This is a genomic window from Micromonospora sp. NPDC005298 (assembly GCF_040607375.1).
Classification (GTDB): Bacteria; Actinomycetota; Actinomycetes; order Mycobacteriales; family Micromonosporaceae; genus Micromonospora.
Genome location: NZ_JBEXGP010000015.1, coordinates 85,909 through 101,952, shown reverse-complemented (window position 1 = coordinate 101,952; position 16,044 = coordinate 85,909). Strand labels below are relative to the sequence as shown.

Genomic DNA, 16,044 nt, shown 5'->3' with positions numbered 1-16,044 from the left:
GCCCGGCCGAGCGTGCCCCGCTCGGCCGGGCCTGGCCCCTTCCTGGCCGATCTCGCACTTTCCGCGGGGATCAGTGCCGCAACACCGGCCGTTTCGGCACCACAGAGTGCAAGATCGGCGGGGTGAGGGCGCAGCCCGGCGCACAGGTCGCTGCCGTACCGTGGACGTCGTGGGGGTCTTCGCGCAGTGGCGCCGGATGGTGCTGGCGCACGGGCACCGGCTGCTGCACCGGGCCGACGAGCCCGATCCGTTGACCGGGCCGCCCCCCAGCCTGAACCGTCTCGACGCGCTGGTGGACGACGTCGCCGCCGGCCAGTCGGTGCGCTGGGCGCTGGCCGGCGCGCCCCGTCCGCTGCCCGAGGCGGTCGACGTGGCGGCGTACCGGATCATCGAGGAGTCACTGACCACCGCGCGCCGGCACGCCCCGGGCGCGCCGGTCGCGGTCCGCCTGCGCTACGACACCCAGGGCATCACCATCGAGGTACGCGTCGACGGCGTCGACGGCGCCGACGCCGTGGGGGAGCCGTGGGACGCCGACCAGGGGCTGATCGCGGTACGCAGACGTGCCGAACGCCTCGGCGGCACCTTCTCGGCCGGCCCGCGACCCGAGGGCGGCTTCACCGTCCGGGCCGTCCTGCCGGCACCCGAAGAAGCGGTCCAGTGACGCTCCGGGGCTTCCCCGATGGGGTGCGCCGCAAATAGGGTGGGACCGGCGACCGTGACGGTGGCCGGTGATCCGGTGGGAGGCGCAACCCGCCGGGCCCAGGTGTGCTCCGCACCCACCGGTGACCGCCCCGACGCCGCGCACCGGCCCGACCGGTCACCCTCGCCCTGGTCCCGCACATGGAATCCCCATCACAACAGGGGAGAAGGACAATGGCGCGACCCATCACGCTCTTCACCGGCCAGTGGGCCGACCTTCCGTTCGAGGAGGTCTGCCGGCTCGCCTCCGAGTGGGGCTACGACGGTCTGGAGATCGCCTGCTGGGGCGACCACTTCGAGGTCGACAAGGCGCTCGCCGACGACTCGTACGTCGATCGCAAGCGGGAGACGCTCGCGAAGCACAACCTTCAGGTCTTCACGATCTCCAACCACCTGGTCGGTCAGGCGGTCTGCGACCACCCGATCGACGAGCGGCACCAGGACATCCTGCCCGCCCGGATCTGGGGCGACGGGGAGCCCGAGGGCGTACGCCAGCGGGCCGCCGAGGAGATCAAGGACACCGCGCGGGCGGCGGCGAAGCTCGGCGTGAAGACCGTCGTCGGCTTCACCGGCTCGTCGATCTGGCACACCCTGGCGATGTTCCCGCCGGTGCCGCCGTCGATGATCGAGCGCGGCTACCAGGACTTCGCCGACCGGTGGAACCCGATCCTCGACGTGTTCGACGAGGTGGGGGTGCGGTTCGCGCACGAGGTGCACCCCAGCGAGATCGCGTACGACTACTGGACGACCAAGCGGGCGCTGGAGGCGATCGGCAACCGGCCCGCGTTCGGGTTGAACTGGGACCCGTCGCACTTCGTCTGGCAGGAACTGGACCCGGTGAACTTCATCTTCGACTTCGCCGACCGGATCTACCACGTGGACTGCAAGGACGCGAAGGTGCGGACCGGGGACGGCCGGCGTGGCCGGCTCGCCTCCCATCTGCCCTGGGCGGATCTGCGCCGCGGGTGGGACTTCGTCTCCACCGGCCACGGTGACGTGCCCTGGGAGGACTGCTTCCGCGCGTTGAACGCGATCGGCTACACCGGTCCCATCTCGATCGAGTGGGAGGACGCCGGGATGGACCGTCTGCTGGGCGCTCCGGAGGCGCTGCAGTTCGTCCGTCGGCTCGCCTTCGACGCTCCGAGCGCCGCCTTCGACGCGGCGTTCAGCAGCAAGGACTGACCGTACGCGGACAGACCACGGGCCGGTCGCCTCTCGGCGACCGGCCCGTCGACGTGCGATGGGTCTACGTGCGATGAATCAGAGCGTGCTGGCGTTGGTGCCCGAGCCGGACGGCTTGGTGCGGGGGTTGGTGGCCGACGGCGACCCGGAGGTCGTGCCGACCGGGCTGCTGCCCGCCTTGGCGCCCACGGTGGCGGGCGTGCCGGCGAACGCGTCGTCGGCGGCGGTCAGTTCCTGCTTGCCGGTGCTGCCGTTGCCGGTGCCCAGCTTCTCGCCCAGCTTGCTCTGGCCGAGCTTGTCCTTGCCCTCGCTGTAGAGCTTGTTGGCCTGGGCCTGCGCAACCCCCGCCGCCTCCTGGACGGTCGGGTGGTCGAGCACCTTGCGGCCCCGGACCACGAGCTCTTCGTACTTCTCCCGGCCGGCACGGGCGCCCAGGACGAATCCCGCAGCCAGCCCGCCAAGAAACATGATCTTTCCGCGCATGGCGGCTCCTTCCGTACCTGACGCGCCGTCACCCCGGCGGGTTGCCCCGTCGGAAGGCGACCAATTCGCGCCTGCGTCCTCTGTCCGCAGCTAACTACCCATCCTGCTCTCCGCTCAAGCATGCTTGTGCCGGGATGACGATTTACCCCGATTGTCGAGGTCCGGGTCGGGAGGGAACCCACTGGACCACCACCCGGGTATGTCCTGTACTCTTGTCCCGTCGCAGGGCACCGGTGAGATCCGGTTCCGGGCGGTGCACGATCCCCTGTAGCTCAATTGGCAGAGCAGCCGGCTGTTAACCGGCAGGTTATTGGTTCGAGTCCAATCGGGGGAGCCAGAGTTCCACCCACGCCCGTCGGCCCCGGCCGACGGGCGTTTTCGTTGCGTATGGCCCCGGTTTCGCCCTCCCGCGCCGCGCTCGCCCGGCAGGATGGTCGATGTCGACCTAGACTCCCGCTGCGTCGATTGATGCGTCGATTCTTGGGGTGAGTGCGGATGGCCGGACGAGGCGGCAGGGCCACGCTGATCGCGGTGGCGGTCGTGCTGGCCTGGCTGGTGATCGGCGGGGTGGCCGGCCCGTACGCGGGGCGTCTCAGTGAGGTCGCCACCAACGACAACGCCGCGTTCCTGCCCACCGACGCCGAGGCGACCCGCGCCCAGGACCTCGCCGGCGGGTTCGTCGACCGGGAGACCGTCCCGGCGCTCGTGGTCTACGAGCGGCCCTCCGGCATCACCGACGCGGACCGGCAGCAGGCCGCCGCCGACGTCGCACGGTTCGCCCAGGTGCCCGGCGTGGTCACCCCGCTGCCCCCGCCCATCCCCAGCGCGGACGGCCAGGCCCTCCAGGTCGTCGTCCCGGTGGACGACGCCGAGGGCGAGGAGATCGGTACGGTCGTCGAACAGCTCCGCGACATCACCGGCGGCGGCCGGAACGGGCTTACCGTGGACGTCGCCGGACCGGCCGGCCTGCTCGCCGACCTGATCGAGGTGTTCGCCGCCATCGACGGGCCACTGCTGCTGGTCACCCTCGTCGTGGTGCTGATCATCCTGCTGATCGTCTACCGCAGCCCGGTGCTCTGGATCTTCCCGCTGCTCGCCGCCGGAATGTCGTACGCGCTCGCCTCGGTCTTCGTCTACCTGCTCGCCGACGCCGACGTGATCAAGCTCAACGGGCAGGCCCAGGGCATCCTCACCGTGCTGGTCTTCGGCGCCGGCACCGACTACGCGCTGCTGCTCATCGCCCGCTACCGGGAGGAGCTGCACCGGCACGACCGACCGTGGGACGCGATGCGCACCGCCTGGAAGGGCGCCGCACCCGCCATCATCGCCTCCGGCGGCACCGTCATCGTCAGCCTGCTCTGCCTGCTGCTGTCCAGCCTCAACTCCAACCGGGCGCTCGGCCCCGTCGCCGCCATCGGCATCGCCGCCACCCTGCTGGTGATGCTCACCTTCCTGCCCGCGCTGCTGGTGCTCGGCGGACGGTGGGCGTTCTGGCCCCGGCGGCCCCGCGAGGACCAGGCCGACCCGCGCGCCGAACACGGCATCTGGAGCCGCATCGCCGGCTTCGTGGCCCGGCACGCCCGGCCGATCTGGCTGAGCACCGCCGTCGTGCTGGCCCTGCTCACGCTCGGCCTCACCCAGCTCGGCGCCACCACCCTCGGCCAGTCCGACCTGTTCACCCAGCGCACCGACTCGGTCGACGGGCAGGAGGTGATCGCCCGGCACTACCCGGCCGGCACCGGCAGCCCGGCCACCATCTTCACCACCGAACAGGCCGCCCGGCAGGTCGCCCAGGTGGCGCAGGGCGTACCCGGTGTCGCCGACGTCCGCCCGCTCACCGCCGGCCCGCAGACCGGCCCACCCCGGGAGAACGCCGCACCGAAGGTCGTCGACGGGCGGGTGCAACTGGAGGCGACCCTCGCCGACCCGCCGGACAGCGACGGCGCCGAGCGGACCATCCGCGAGCTGCGGGTCGCCGTCCACCGGGTGCCCGACGCGGACGCCGTGGTCGGCGGCTTCACCGCGATCAACGTGGACACCTCCGACGCCGCGACACGCGACCAGAACGTCATCATCCCGATCGTGCTGGTGGTCATCGCCGTCATCCTGGCCCTGCTGCTGCGCGCCCTGCTCGCCCCGCTGCTGCTGATCGCCACCGTGCTGCTCAGCTTCGCGGCCACCCTCGGCCTGTGCGCGCTGCTGTTCCGGCACGTCTTCGACTTCCCCGGCGTCGACTCGTCGTTCCCGCTGTTCGCGTTCGTCTTCCTGGTCGCGCTCGGCATCGACTACAACATCTTCCTGATGAGCCGGGTCCGTGAAGAGTCCGTCAAGCGCGGCACCCGCGCCGGTGTGCTCGCCGGCCTCGCCGTCACCGGCGGCGTGATCACCTCCGCCGGCATCGTGCTCGCCGCGACGTTCTCCGCCCTCGCCGTGCTGCCCCTCGTGGTACTCGTCGAACTGGGTACCGCCGTCGCCATCGGGGTACTCATCGACACGATCATCGTCCGGTCGCTGCTGGTGCCGGCACTGGCGTACGACATCGGGCCGAAGGTGTGGTGGCCGGGCCGGTTGTCCCGGGCGAACGGTGAGCGGGAGGCGCGCGATGCTGGCTGAGACCGACGTCGTCATCGTCGGCGGCGGCCTGGCCGGGCTCGCCGCCGCCCGGCGGCTGCACCGCGCCGGCGTGCCCTGGCGGCTGCTGGAGGCCGACGGCCGACTCGGCGGCCGGGTCGCCACCGACGTCGTCGACGGCTACCTCATCGACAGGGGTTTCCAGGTGCTCAACACCGCCTACCCCCGGCTCGGCACGCTGCTCGACACCGACCGGCTCGACCTCGGCCACTTCACCTCCGGCGTGCTCGTCCGCAAGGGCGACGACCTGCTGCGGCTGGTCAACCCGCTGCGCGAACCCACCGGCGCCCCCGGCACCGCGCTCGCCGCCATCGGCTCCCTGCGCGACCGGCTGCGCTTCGCGGCGCTCGCCACCGGCTGCGCCACACTGCCCGCCTCCCGGCTGCTCGCCGCACCGGAGACCACCGCCGAGGCGGCGCTGCGCCGCGCCGGCCTCTCCGACGCGATCATCGAGGAGCTGCTGCGACCGTTCCTGTCCGGCGTGTTCATCGACCGGGAACTGGCCACCTCCAGCCACGTCCTCGCGATGGTGCTGCGGTCCTTCGCCCGCGGTCGCATCGGCCTGCCCGCCGAAGGGATGGCCGCGCTGCCCCGGGCCATCGCCGACCCACTCCCCGCCGACCTGCTCGACCTGAACATGCCGGTCGCCGAGGTCGTCCCCGGCCGGGTCCGCACCCAGGCCGGCGACATCCGCTGCCGGGCCGTCGTGGTCGCCGTCGACCCACCCGCCGCGTCCGCGCTGCTGCCGGCCCTGGCGACGGTACGCATGCACAGCTACACCACCTACTACCACAGCGCGCCCGAACCACCCCTCGCCGAACCGATCCTGCTCGTCGACGGCGACCGGCGGGAGATCGTGGCGAACACAGTGGTGCTGAGCAACGCCGCCCCGACGTACGCGCCGGCCGGACGGCACCTCGTCGCCACGTCGGTGGTCGGTCCGACGGCCCCACCCGAGCCGACCATCCGGGCCGAGTTGACCCGCCTGTACGGTCGATCCACCGCCGACTGGACACACCTCACCACAGTCGCCGTATCGCAGGCGCTGCCCGCCGCACCACCACCGCAGGGACGGCTGCGCAAGCCCGTCTCGTTGGGGGAGGGCCTGTTCGTGGCCGGTGACCACCGCGACAGCCCATCGATCCAGGGCGCCCTCGCCAGCGGCTGGCGCGCCGCCGGAGCGGTGCTGGAAGGGCTGCGCGCCGGCTGACCGCCGTACCCGAGCACGCTGTTATATTCCTGTAGCCCTTCGTGCTGGTGCAGGCGTGGGCGCCGACCGGCGCGGTGCTGGCTGCTGACCGCCGGGCGGGATAAGATCCGGCGCGGTGTTTCGGGGCGGTAGCTCAGCCGGTTAGAGCAGGGGACTCATAATCCCTCGGTCGCGGGTTCGAGTCCCGCCCGCCCCACCAACCGTTTTCCCTGGTCAGCCATGCTGCCGACGACCCGGACGCACCGCGTCGAGGTCCGGACCGACGCCCTCAGTCCGCACTGAGTCCGCAGCAGCACGACCCGCCGCCCGGTCGAGGCGGTCCGCCACCTGGTCCAGGTCGTCCTCGAACAGGTCCGCGTACACGTCCAGCGTCATGGCTGCCGAGGCATGGCCGAGCATCCGCTGCACCGCCTTGACGTTGGCGCCCTCGGCCACCGCCAGACTTGCCGCCGTGTGCCGCAGCTCGTGCGGAGTTAGGCCAGCGAGCCCGATCGACTCCGCAGCCCGATCGAAGACGCGGCGACGGAAGTTGTTGTTGCGCAGCACGTCGCCGGCCGGGGAGGTGAATACCAGCTCGTCACCTGTGCGGCCGGCGATCTGCGCGGCGATCGGCTCGACCAGGAAGCGGGGGAGCGGCACCGACCGGCGTTGGTGCGTCTTGGGCGTGCCGAACACCGCCCGACCGTTGACCTCGGTCACCGACTCCGCGACCAACAGCCGGCGCTTCACCAGGTCCACCCGGCGGACCCGAAGCGCGGCCAGTTCGCCCCACCGCAGCCCCGTGTAGGCCAGTACCCGGATGATTAGCCCGTGCGGTTCTGCCGCCGCCGCCAGCTCGCCCACCTGGCCGTGCGTCAGGAACACCTTCTCCGACCGTCCGACTCGGGGCAGCCGCACACCCGCCGCGACGTTGCGAGTCAACCGGCCATCCCGAACGGCGAGGGCCAGCAGCAGCGAGAACACCCGGTGGGCTTGCCGAACGGTGGAGGGCGCAAGACCGGCCTGCGTCATGCGGCGCACCCACTCGCCAACGTCGGCGTGCGTGACTGCCGAAAGCGGGACGCGTTCCCACACCGGAAGCACCTGCCTCCGCAGCAGACTGCCGTACCGCTGGCGAGTCGACGGCTTGAGCTGCACCTGATTGGCGAACCACCGAGCGGCCCAGTCCCCAACCGTGACCCGCGCGAGAGCCGGATCGACCCACTCACCGCGGGCGAGTGCCGTCTTCATCGAGGCGTGCCACCGGTCAGCGTCGACCTTTCGGTCGAAGTGCCGAGCGTGCTCCTTGCCGGCAGCATCCCGGTACCGGGCACGCCACTTCCCGTTCGGGCGCTTGACCACGCTCATCGGTCTGCCGCCTCGTCGAGCCACGCCCGCACGTCGGCCGGGTTGTACCGCAGGTGCCGGCCCACCCGAGACGCCTTCGGCCCGATCCTGCGGTACCGCCACTGATAGAGAGTGCTGACCGGGATGCCGAGGAAGGTCGACACGTCCTCGGCCGTCCACAGCGGTTCGATCGTCCGGGCCTTCATGCGGCTCCCTCCCGAGTAGTCGCGGTTGCCGAAACATCGGGCGGGTCGGCGGCGGCCCGTCTTGCGGCGTCGAGTTGTACGCGCCATTGGATGCGTTCGGAGATGGCCCGCAGGACTCGATGCCCGAGCGGGGCAACGTCCGGGTCGGTCGGCTTGGCCAACTCCCAGGCGTGGCGTTGTTCGCCGCCGGCCGGGGCGGTGTCGGCGTCGGTGGTCACGCCGAGCAGCGCCTTGACCCAGTCGCGGCGGTCGGCCCTGTGGTCGGTGAGTGTCTTGCCGGACCACTGGCGGGAGATGAGGACACGTCGGCCGCCGATGCCGAGGGTTTCCCGCTTGTGGACCTTGTTTTTGCAGTTGCCCGGCCGCAGCCCCTGCTTGGCCTTCTTCGGCTGGACGCCATAGAGCAGCCAGTTAGCGCACCGCTCCGAGCAGGGCGTGTGCCGCAGTTCCTGCCAGAGCCGTTCCAGGTGCGCCCGCTGCCGTCCGGTGGTCACCTCGTGGCAGTCGGCCGCCTGCTTGGTCAGGTACTTGGTGATGTAACCGACGCACCGATCAGCGTCCTTCGTGCCGGCGATGACGCCTTTGGCGTCGATCTGGGCGCCGAAGCGGGCGACGTGCACGGGGGCAGCGTCGGGGTCGGCGTCGACCAGGTCCAGGGCGTCATCCCACGACGGCAGCAGCCGGCCGGACTCCGGGTCGATGTAACCGGTGGCGTCGGCGTCCCACTGCGGCGCGCGCCCCGGTTCGTAGACCCGCACGTCGACCGAGGGCCACCACACCTGGTGATAGGTCGCGGCGGCGACCTGCCGCACGAGGGCGCGGGGGATGGTGCCCCGGATGGCGAAGTGCGCGTGCGGGGCGAGCCGGCGTTGTGGCTCGACGGCACCGGCGTATTGGACGTTCCAGCCGACCGCGCGGCGCAGGTTCTGCCAGAACCGATCGAGCAGCCGGGGGAAGTGCACCGCGTCCCAGGCGGCCCGCCGGTAGTCGTAGCTGTCCGGGTCGACCGGCGTGCCATCGCTGTGGACGCGGCCGTAGGAGCCGAGAGTGAGCGTGAGGAACATCGACGGCCGGAACACCTGTCCGCCGCGACCCTCGAAGGTCCGCCCAACGGTCCGGTTCTCCACCGGGAGTCGAGGCAGGTCCGGGGCATCCTGCCGACGCTTGGTCGACCGAACTCGCCGCTTGCCGTCGTCGTCCTCCTGGTCCTCGGTGGCGTGAGGTGGGGCGGGGCGACCGCGCATGCCCTCGGTGGTGATCTGTGATTCCAGTTCGGCGATCGCGTCGTCCAGGTCCGCGACCTGATCCCACTGGGAAACACGGGCCGCCTCATCCCGGGCGAACTCAAGGTGAGCGCGGGCGACGATCAGGCCGCGTTGCGCGTCAGTGGCGGGCTCCGGGCCGGGGTCGGGTTCGTCGTCGCGGTGCCATCCCTCGCGGATCTGCTGCTGGCGCAGCCTGCGCGCTTTGGTGGCGCAGGCGGGGCACTTGGCTTCTTGGGTAGCGCCGCACGGCATGTCGACGACTTCGGTCTGGCCCGAGTCGAGGTCGGTGCGGCGCAGGGACACCGGCCGGGTGCAGACGCCGTAGTCGGCGGCCAGGTCCTTGACCACGTCGACGGAGCGGGGCATGAGCATCCGGGCGGCCCGGGAGCCCGGCCTCGGCTCCACCACGGGGGCGGGTTCGAGGCCGGGCAGCGTCGGGGTGAGCGTCATCGGCCCACCCCCACAGTCGGGGTGAGATCGCGGACCCGCACGACCGGACGGGGGTCGGTGGTGGCGTGGTCATCGCGCAGCGGGTCGAACGCGACGACGCCGGCTCGGGTGGTCTTGGCCCGGTACATGGCCGCGTCAGCGTCGGCCAGGGCGGCGGCGAGTCCGGCCGGGCTGGCGGGGGCGAGGCCGATGCTGGCGGTCACTGCCACCGTGATCCCGGAGGGCAGCCGGACGGGGGCTGCGATCGTGGCGGCGAGCTGCCGGGCGGCAGCGGCCGGGTTCGGGTCGAGGAGCAGTGCGGCGAATTCGTCTCCGCCGAGGCGGGCGGGCACGCCGTGGATGGTGCGGAGGCGGGAGGCGACGGCGGTGAGGACCAGGTCCCCGGCGGCGTGGCCGTGGGTGTCGTTGACCGGCTTGAAGCCGTCCAGGTCGACCACCACCACCCACGGGCGCAGCGGAGCGAGCTGGGTCCATGCGTCGGCCAGGCCGGCGCGGTTCGCCAGGCCGGTCAGCGGGTCCCGGAGGGTGGTCCGTTGCAGGGCGGCCAGTTCGTAGCGGGCGACGTAGAGCCGGTACTGATCCCAGGCGAGCAGGGCAAGGACGCCGACGAGGAACAGGCCAGACAGGAGTGCGTCAGTCATCGGGTCACCTCTCCCATCAGCGGAACACCATTGCGGCGAACGAAGGCAGCCGGAGCCACCGGAACGACCGGTGCCGGGTTGGTCGGCTCGACGGGGACCAGGCCGACGGGCTCAGCCACGGCCGGCGCAGGAGCCGGCGCGGTGGGCTGCTCGACCGGGCGGGCCGGGGCGGGCTGCTCGAACGGGCGGACCGACGCGGGGTCGGCGGAGGGCGGGGCGGTGGACAGGACGAGCTTGGACAGGCCGATGAACGCCAGCGCCGGGACGGCGGACAGCAGCCACCCGGACAGGCCGGGCTTCGCCACGGCGAGTTGCGCGGCCAGGGACAGGGCGACGGCGGCGACGAGCAGGAACATCGGGTAGCCGATCGGCCCGCCGCTGCGGCGTCGGCGGCGGATGGTCAGCAGCGCGGCGGCGGGGATGAGTTCGCTGATGACGGCGTTGGCCCAGCCGAACCACTCGCCCGTGCCCGCCGGGGAGTTGTCGAGGGTCCAGTCCTTGACGTGGGTGAACGACGCGGCGCCCGCGAAGCCGGCGACGATGAGCAGGATGACGACGAGGACCAGGGCGTCGATGCGGTCGGCGCGGGTGTTGGCGGGGTGGGGCTTCATGCGGCACCGTCCAGGATCTCGCCGTCGATCACGCGCAGCCGGCCGTAGGTCTGGGCCATGTCGCGGATCTCCGCGTCGGTCAGGTAGGAGAAGCGGACCCGCATCGGGGTCGGGTCACCGTCGATGACCACGAAGCCGACACCGGGCAGGGACTGCGGAATGCGGTCACACAGCGCCCCGCGATCGCGCATCCCCTCGCCGAGCACGAGGTCGACCTGTGCGGCTTCCGCGAGGCGCAGGCCGATGCGGGTCGGGAACAGGTCGCGGAACGGCAGGACCTCCTTGCGGGGGTCCTGGATCGCGGCGACCACGTGCACGCCGACCGCGCGACCCTGGCTGAGCAGGATCGAGAGCGCAGCCTTGATGCGGTCCTTGAGCTGACGGTCGGTGAGGTAGGCGGTCAGGTTGGCCAGTTCATCGATCACCAGGACGATCAGCGGCTCATCCGGGGTCGGGGTGTGCTGGCGGGTGCGGCCGTAGAGCTTCCCGGCCCGGTCCTTGGCAACGGTCGCGGCTTCCTCGATCAGCTCACACATCGCCGTGTAGTCCTTGCGGGCGAACCGGGTGAACATCGGCGCACCCATCCCGAGTTCCATGCCGCCTTTCGGATCCAGGCCCCAGACCTGGACAAGCCCGGAGGTGACGCCGGCGGCGAGGGAGCGGACCACGGACCAGATGACCGAGCCCTTGCCCGACCCGGTCGCGCCGACCACGAGGACCTGTGTGCCGAACAGGCGCAGCTCGTAGCCGTCGCCGTCCTCCTGCCGACCGACCGGCAGGGCGGTGAACTCCGGCACGGCCGGGACCGGCATCGGGCGGACGAGCTTGGCGAGGGGGTCACCGCGGAACAGGTGCAGCAGCACCACATCGGGGCGCGGACCGGGTGCGGCCTTGACCTGCCGGACCCCAAACGTGTGCGCCAACCTCTCCGCTACCTTGGCGAAGTCGTCGGGGATCTGCCCGGTCACCATCCGCACGACCACCACGTCGATACCGCCGCCGCAGCGCACCCGACGCAGCACCGGCAGGACGGTGTGGGAGTCGAAGGACACGGCGAGCTTGGCCGTCACCATCGCCGCCATCCACTTCCGCCGGTAGAGCATCCGCCGGTAGCAGGACAGGACCGGCCACCACCCGAACCGCAGGAACGACGGCCGATGCCCGAACGCCCACCCAGCGGCGACGGCGGCGACCAGGGCGACGAACCCGACCGGACCAGCCCACCCGAACCGGCCGTAGAGCCAGGCGAAGAACACGACCGGGGCGGTGACGTACCAGAACCGCACCGCCACGAACACCAGCCGGGCCAGGCCCTTGAGCGTCCACCAGGTCAGGGCCAGCCACATCGGGATACGTACGAACGGGGTCCGCACGTTGATCGGAGCCGAGTCGATCCGCTCACCCCGGATCACGTTGACCAGCGGCACGGCTCAGCCCTCCCCACCCGCAGCGGCGAACAGGACGGCCTGACCCGGCGTACCGGGACGACGACGCACCACCCGACGACGCACCGGCGGGCGGGCAGGCAGCAACGCGGCCAGGTCCACCGGGCCGGAGTCCGGGGCAGGGACGTGGCGGGTCATGGTCGGCAGCCACCGGCCCCGACCGAGGACCGCTCGAAGGTCGACCCGATCGGAGACGTGCGGGGCGATCAGGTCCGGGTCGAGGTGGCGCAGCTTCACCACCGTGCGGGCCAGAGCGGCAGCGGCGGCGGAGATCTCCACCAGCGCGGCCACGCGCACCGCGTCGGACGGGACGGTGGTGTAGACCTCGCGGGCGGCCCGGATACCAGGACCGGCGAGGCGCATCACCGTGCGGCGGTGAGTGCGACGGGCGGGGGCGGGGCGCGGGTTCCCGACGATGCGGGCAGCGTCAGCTAGCGTGGGCATCAGCCCAACTCCTTCCAGGGAGAACGGGTGATGCGCGGGGCGGGCTTCCTCCGCCAAGACGATTCCCGCCCCGCGCGTCCAGATCTGGTCAGGCCGCCTGCTTCACGGCGGCGGGTTCGGTCATGGCCCCGGCGCGGACCGACCACGCCTGACGCGCCCGGCACTTCCCCGAGCCCTTGCACCGCTGGCTGTCGACGTACGGCGTCAGGGTCACGTCCGTGAACGTCACCGCCGGCGGGTATCCGGGGATCTTCGACGCCGGAGGCACCGGCTGCACCGGGGCGGCGATCTTCACCTTGACTTCCTTGGTGCCGCCGAACTTGCCGGCCTCCGGGTCGAGGTCGAGGACCTTGACCACCCACAGGCGCTCGCCGGTGTCCTTGTCACGGGCCTGGTCGTCGCCCTGGCCACGCTTGTCGAAATCTGTCACCGGCTCCACACCCAGGCACAGCGCCCCCTGCGGGAACACGTACTCGAACGGAACCGGCACCTTGATCGCATTGGGGATCGACATCGCTCTGTCCTTCCGGCCGCCTGTCTACCCCCCTAGACAGTCGCGGCTTGGCTTCGTGAGTGATGTATAGGGGGATAGACAAGAAGCTACGGCGGTACCGTGAGAGCGTCAAGGGGGCTAGACACTCCTACGTCAACTGCGAGGACCGGCATGACGGGCGAAGTGGACAGGATCGCGGCGCTACGCGATCCGTTCGAGTTGTTACGACAGGCGACAACTCGCATGTCGGCAGCTCAGGAGGAAGTGACCGAACTTGCCCGCCTTCGCCGTCGGGTCATCCAAGAGCTGCATGACCAGGGCATGTCGTACGCGCATATAGCCCAGAAGGTGGGCCTGACGCGCGGGCGCATCCACCAGATCCGCCACGGCGGACCAGCACCCGAAGGTGCCTTCCTCGGTACGGGCAGCGTCATCATCGCCACGCCACTCAAGGAAGAAGCGATCAAGGCCCGACCCGTGGTGGCGATTGAAGATGTCGCCGCAGCCCAACGCTTGGGCGAGCTGGCTAGAAGTCTCGGGCTGGAACCATCGTTCGAGCACGTCCCGGTCGGTGGCGCCATCGACCTGAACCGCCCGAACCTCGTGGTGATCTGCGGGCCGCGCATCTCCGAACCCGTCGCCCAGGTCCTCGCCCAGGACCCGGTACTCCAGTTCGAGCGAGCCAGCGACGGCCCCTGGACGCTGGTCGACCGCAGGACCGACACCGTTTACCGCTCCGGCCAGGATCAGAATCCGCCGACTACCTCTGACGTGGCCTACCTTGGCCGACTGCCCCGCCCCGACGGGCAGGGGTCACTCATCGTGTTTACCGGCATCCATCCGCCTGGCTCACTCGGTGCCGTTCACCTGATCTGCACCCAGATCAGCGAGCTCTACGCGCAGGTCAACACCGGCAACTTCTCCGTCTTGGTCGGCACCCAATACGAGCCAGGTACCAACGAGCCCCGCCAGGTTGAGCTACTGACCCCGCTTTACCAGTTGGAGGAAGCCTGATGCAGGTCAGCATGGCAACCAGTCCTGCGAAGCCCGACCAGCCCAACGAAGACTTCACCGGCGCCGTACCGAATGCCGTTGTTCTGCTCGACGGCGCTGGCCTGTCCGGGACCAAGTCGACCTGCACTCATGGTGTCGCGTGGTACACGCGCCGACTTGGCGGGGCGCTGCTCGCCCAGCTGGCGGCCGACGACAGCCAGGACCTCACCACCGTTCTCGGCCAGGCCATCGACCAAGTGGCCGGCGCGCACCGAGGGACCTGCGACATCAGCGACCCGAGTAGCCCGTCCGCAACCGTCATCATCTTCCGCGTCAACGACGACCGCGCCGACTACCTCGTGCTCGCAGACTCGGTCCTCGTGCTCGATCAAGCCGGAGACGTACCGCTCGCTATCGCCGATGACCGGGAAGCGACGATCGGGCGCCGCTACCGCGCAGCCATGGATGCCGCCGTCAATGACACCCCAGAGCACCACCAGGCCCGGCGCGAGTACGTGGAAGCTCTCCGAGCCCATCGCAACCAGCCCGGCGGTTTCTGGGTCGCCGCAGACAACCCACAAGCAGCATCCGAAGCGCTGACCGGGAGTCGCCGCATCCGAGACCTCGCCAGCGCGGTCCTCCTCAGTGACGGAGCCAGCCGCATCACCGATCGATTCGGACTCGCTGAATGGCCTGAGGTCCTCGCGCTACTCGACGCTGCTGGCCCGACCGAGATCATTCGCCGCGTCCGGGAAGCAGAGACAGGCGATCCCTACGGTGCACAGTGGCCGCGCGGCAAGACTCACGATGACGCAACCCTCGCGCACTGCACTCAGCTGCGAGAGCGGCTACTACTGCCGAATTGACCCCTTAAGAATCAAGGCGGCCCGCAAGCGGGCCGCGCTCGGCCTGCTGGCGGCGCAAGCGCCGGCATCGGCCGGCGCGCCGGCCGATACTCGCAGATGCGCCAAGTGCCCAGGCGATGCCTCCGGCGGGGATCTTCGACAGAGATGGGGCCGCCCACCTCCACCGTGAGTCCGGGCGAAGCCGAACAGACCTGTTGCCCGGTGTCAACACGGTGGATCGTTGTGTTGACACCGGGCAACAGGCCCGTTCCACGATGTGCGGACTCACGGCGGAGATGGGCTTTAGGCGGAGGAGCCGTTGCGTGGGCGGGAATCAGCGGCATGGCCTCTGACGGCATCTAGAGTGATCGAATGCGATTGATTCGGGGGATGGCGGCCAGTCTGGCCGTCGGTGCGGCAATGGGTGCCGCCGCGGCTGTCGTCAACAGTGTGCCGCTGCTGCTCGGTGAGGGTGGCAGGGCGCGTGCGGACCGTGGCGCCTGGTCGCAAACGGCCGAGTTCGCCAGCCTGATCCTCGACTCAGGTTGGGCGTGGGCCACTATGGCTGTGGCCGTGGGTTGGCTGGTGAGCAGGGGCCTCCGACCGGTGGTTGGGGTGCTCGCCGGGGCACTGGCGGGATGCGTCGCGCTTATCGACGCCACGGTCGTCTACGAAGTCGTTCCCATGCTGTTCCCGTTCCACCAAGGCTTCGGGTGGGGGCAAATGCCATTCTGGTTGGTCGCAAGCGTGGTGTTGGGATTGCCTCTCGGAGCGGTGGGGGCCATCATCCGGCGTCCCGGCCCGGTCGGGATTCTCGCGACACTCGTCGCTCCCGTCGGTGCAGCTCTCAACATGGTGGTGCTGCCACCGCCAGCGGAGAGCCCCGTGGCGGATTCGGTCATGCTGACCGTCTGGGGCGCCGCCGCGACGGCCACCGTTTTGGTCCTCGCGTTTGCCGTCTGTGCCAGGCGACGCGGTGATCGCGACTCTGGCGCCATCGTGAGGGCCGGGGCTCTGGACGACAACTTTGGTGGGGTCGTCAGCGGGTCATAGCCAGTGCAGATCGGGGCGACTGTGACGGTGGCCTGGTATCGCCTGCGCCTACTCGCCGCTCCCG

The 16,044-nt window shown here is 70.8% G+C and carries 16 protein-coding genes and 2 tRNA genes; 9 read left to right on the top strand and 9 right to left on the bottom strand.

Annotated elements, in window-relative coordinates; translation table 11 throughout:
- Positions 1 to 169 precede the first annotated feature (169 nt).
- Together ABZS77_RS20610 and ABZS77_RS20605 are read left to right on the top strand one after the other, a co-directional pair.
- Entirely contained in the window at positions 170 to 664 is a 495-nt protein-coding gene (locus ABZS77_RS20610) for an ATP-binding protein (RefSeq protein WP_354824959.1), read from the top strand.
- A 212-nt stretch (positions 665 to 876) separates the two neighbouring features.
- Positions 877 to 1,884 (top strand): sugar phosphate isomerase/epimerase family protein, encoded by a 1,008-nt coding sequence (locus ABZS77_RS20605; RefSeq protein ID WP_354824957.1) that lies wholly within the window; start codon positions 877 to 879, stop codon positions 1,882 to 1,884.
- A 78-nt stretch (positions 1,885 to 1,962) separates the two neighbouring features.
- On the opposite strand, the gene ABZS77_RS20600 is transcribed toward ABZS77_RS20605, so the two are convergent.
- The gene (locus ABZS77_RS20600) at positions 1,963 to 2,367 is read right to left on the bottom strand and encodes a hypothetical protein (protein ID WP_354824954.1); all 405 of its coding nucleotides are present in this window, start codon (positions 2,365 to 2,367) and stop codon (positions 1,963 to 1,965) included.
- A gap of 261 nt (positions 2,368 to 2,628) precedes the next feature.
- On the opposite strand from ABZS77_RS20600, the gene ABZS77_RS20595 reads away from it, so the two are divergent.
- The 4 genes from ABZS77_RS20595 (at position 2,629) to ABZS77_RS20580 (ending at position 6,407) form a co-directional block, all read left to right on the top strand.
- Positions 2,629 to 2,704 (top strand) — tRNA-Asn (locus ABZS77_RS20595).
- Between the two features lie 158 nt (positions 2,705 to 2,862).
- Positions 2,863 to 4,980, top strand: coding sequence for an MMPL family transporter (locus ABZS77_RS20590; protein ID WP_354824951.1), 2,118 nt, complete (start codon positions 2,863 to 2,865; stop codon positions 4,978 to 4,980).
- Entirely contained in the window at positions 4,970 to 6,208 is a 1,239-nt protein-coding gene (locus tag ABZS77_RS20585; protein WP_354824948.1) for an NAD(P)/FAD-dependent oxidoreductase, read from the top strand. The genes ABZS77_RS20590 and ABZS77_RS20585 overlap by 11 nt, the downstream gene beginning before the upstream one ends.
- Before the next feature lie 122 nt (positions 6,209 to 6,330).
- Positions 6,331 to 6,407: transfer RNA gene (locus ABZS77_RS20580), tRNA-Ile, on the top strand.
- 14 nt (positions 6,408 to 6,421) lie between these two features.
- On the opposite strand, the gene ABZS77_RS20575 is transcribed toward ABZS77_RS20580, so the two are convergent.
- From ABZS77_RS20575 to ABZS77_RS20540, 8 genes are all read right to left on the bottom strand, one after another.
- Positions 6,422 to 7,438, bottom strand: a complete 1,017-nt coding sequence (locus ABZS77_RS20575; protein ID WP_354824945.1) for a tyrosine-type recombinase/integrase — start codon at positions 7,436 to 7,438, stop codon at positions 6,422 to 6,424.
- Positions 7,439 to 7,551: 113 nt separating this feature from the next.
- A complete protein-coding gene (locus tag ABZS77_RS20570; RefSeq protein ID WP_354824942.1) occupies positions 7,552 to 7,740 on the bottom strand; it encodes a helix-turn-helix domain-containing protein in 189 nt (62 codons plus the stop codon).
- The gene (locus ABZS77_RS20565; RefSeq protein WP_354824939.1) at positions 7,737 to 9,455 is read right to left on the bottom strand and encodes a replication initiator; all 1,719 of its coding nucleotides are present in this window, start codon (positions 9,453 to 9,455) and stop codon (positions 7,737 to 7,739) included. Before ABZS77_RS20565 ends, ABZS77_RS20570 begins: the two co-directional genes overlap by 4 nt.
- Complete coding sequence (locus ABZS77_RS20560) at positions 9,452 to 10,096, bottom strand: GGDEF domain-containing protein (RefSeq protein WP_354824936.1); 645 nt, start codon at positions 10,094 to 10,096, stop codon at positions 9,452 to 9,454. Before ABZS77_RS20560 ends, ABZS77_RS20565 begins: the two co-directional genes overlap by 4 nt.
- Complete coding sequence (locus ABZS77_RS20555; RefSeq protein ID WP_354824933.1) at positions 10,093 to 10,707, bottom strand: DUF2637 domain-containing protein; 615 nt, start codon at positions 10,705 to 10,707, stop codon at positions 10,093 to 10,095. Before ABZS77_RS20555 ends, ABZS77_RS20560 begins: the two co-directional genes overlap by 4 nt.
- Complete coding sequence (locus tag ABZS77_RS20550; RefSeq protein WP_354824930.1) at positions 10,704 to 12,134, bottom strand: FtsK/SpoIIIE domain-containing protein; 1,431 nt, start codon at positions 12,132 to 12,134, stop codon at positions 10,704 to 10,706. Before ABZS77_RS20550 ends, ABZS77_RS20555 begins: the two co-directional genes overlap by 4 nt.
- Positions 12,135 to 12,137: 3 nt before the next feature.
- Positions 12,138 to 12,596, bottom strand: a complete 459-nt coding sequence (locus ABZS77_RS20545; RefSeq protein WP_354824927.1) for a hypothetical protein — start codon at positions 12,594 to 12,596, stop codon at positions 12,138 to 12,140.
- Positions 12,597 to 12,684: 88 nt separating this feature from the next.
- Positions 12,685 to 13,110, bottom strand: coding sequence for a hypothetical protein (locus tag ABZS77_RS20540; protein WP_354824925.1), 426 nt, complete (start codon positions 13,108 to 13,110; stop codon positions 12,685 to 12,687).
- A gap of 150 nt (positions 13,111 to 13,260) precedes the next feature.
- On the opposite strand from ABZS77_RS20540, the gene ABZS77_RS20535 reads away from it, so the two are divergent.
- The 3 genes from ABZS77_RS20535 to ABZS77_RS20525 all read left to right on the top strand — a co-directional run bounded on the left by ABZS77_RS20535 (position 13,261) and on the right by ABZS77_RS20525 (position 15,980).
- A complete protein-coding gene (locus tag ABZS77_RS20535) occupies positions 13,261 to 14,103 on the top strand; it encodes a sigma-70 family RNA polymerase sigma factor (RefSeq protein ID WP_354824922.1) in 843 nt (280 codons plus the stop codon).
- Positions 14,103 to 14,948, top strand: a complete 846-nt coding sequence (locus tag ABZS77_RS20530) for a protein phosphatase 2C domain-containing protein (RefSeq protein WP_354824919.1) — start codon at positions 14,103 to 14,105, stop codon at positions 14,946 to 14,948. Before ABZS77_RS20535 ends, ABZS77_RS20530 begins: the two co-directional genes overlap by 1 nt.
- Positions 14,949 to 15,299: 351 nt before the next feature.
- A complete protein-coding gene (locus ABZS77_RS20525) occupies positions 15,300 to 15,980 on the top strand; it encodes a hypothetical protein (RefSeq protein WP_354824916.1) in 681 nt (226 codons plus the stop codon).
- Positions 15,981 to 16,044 lie beyond the last annotated feature (64 nt).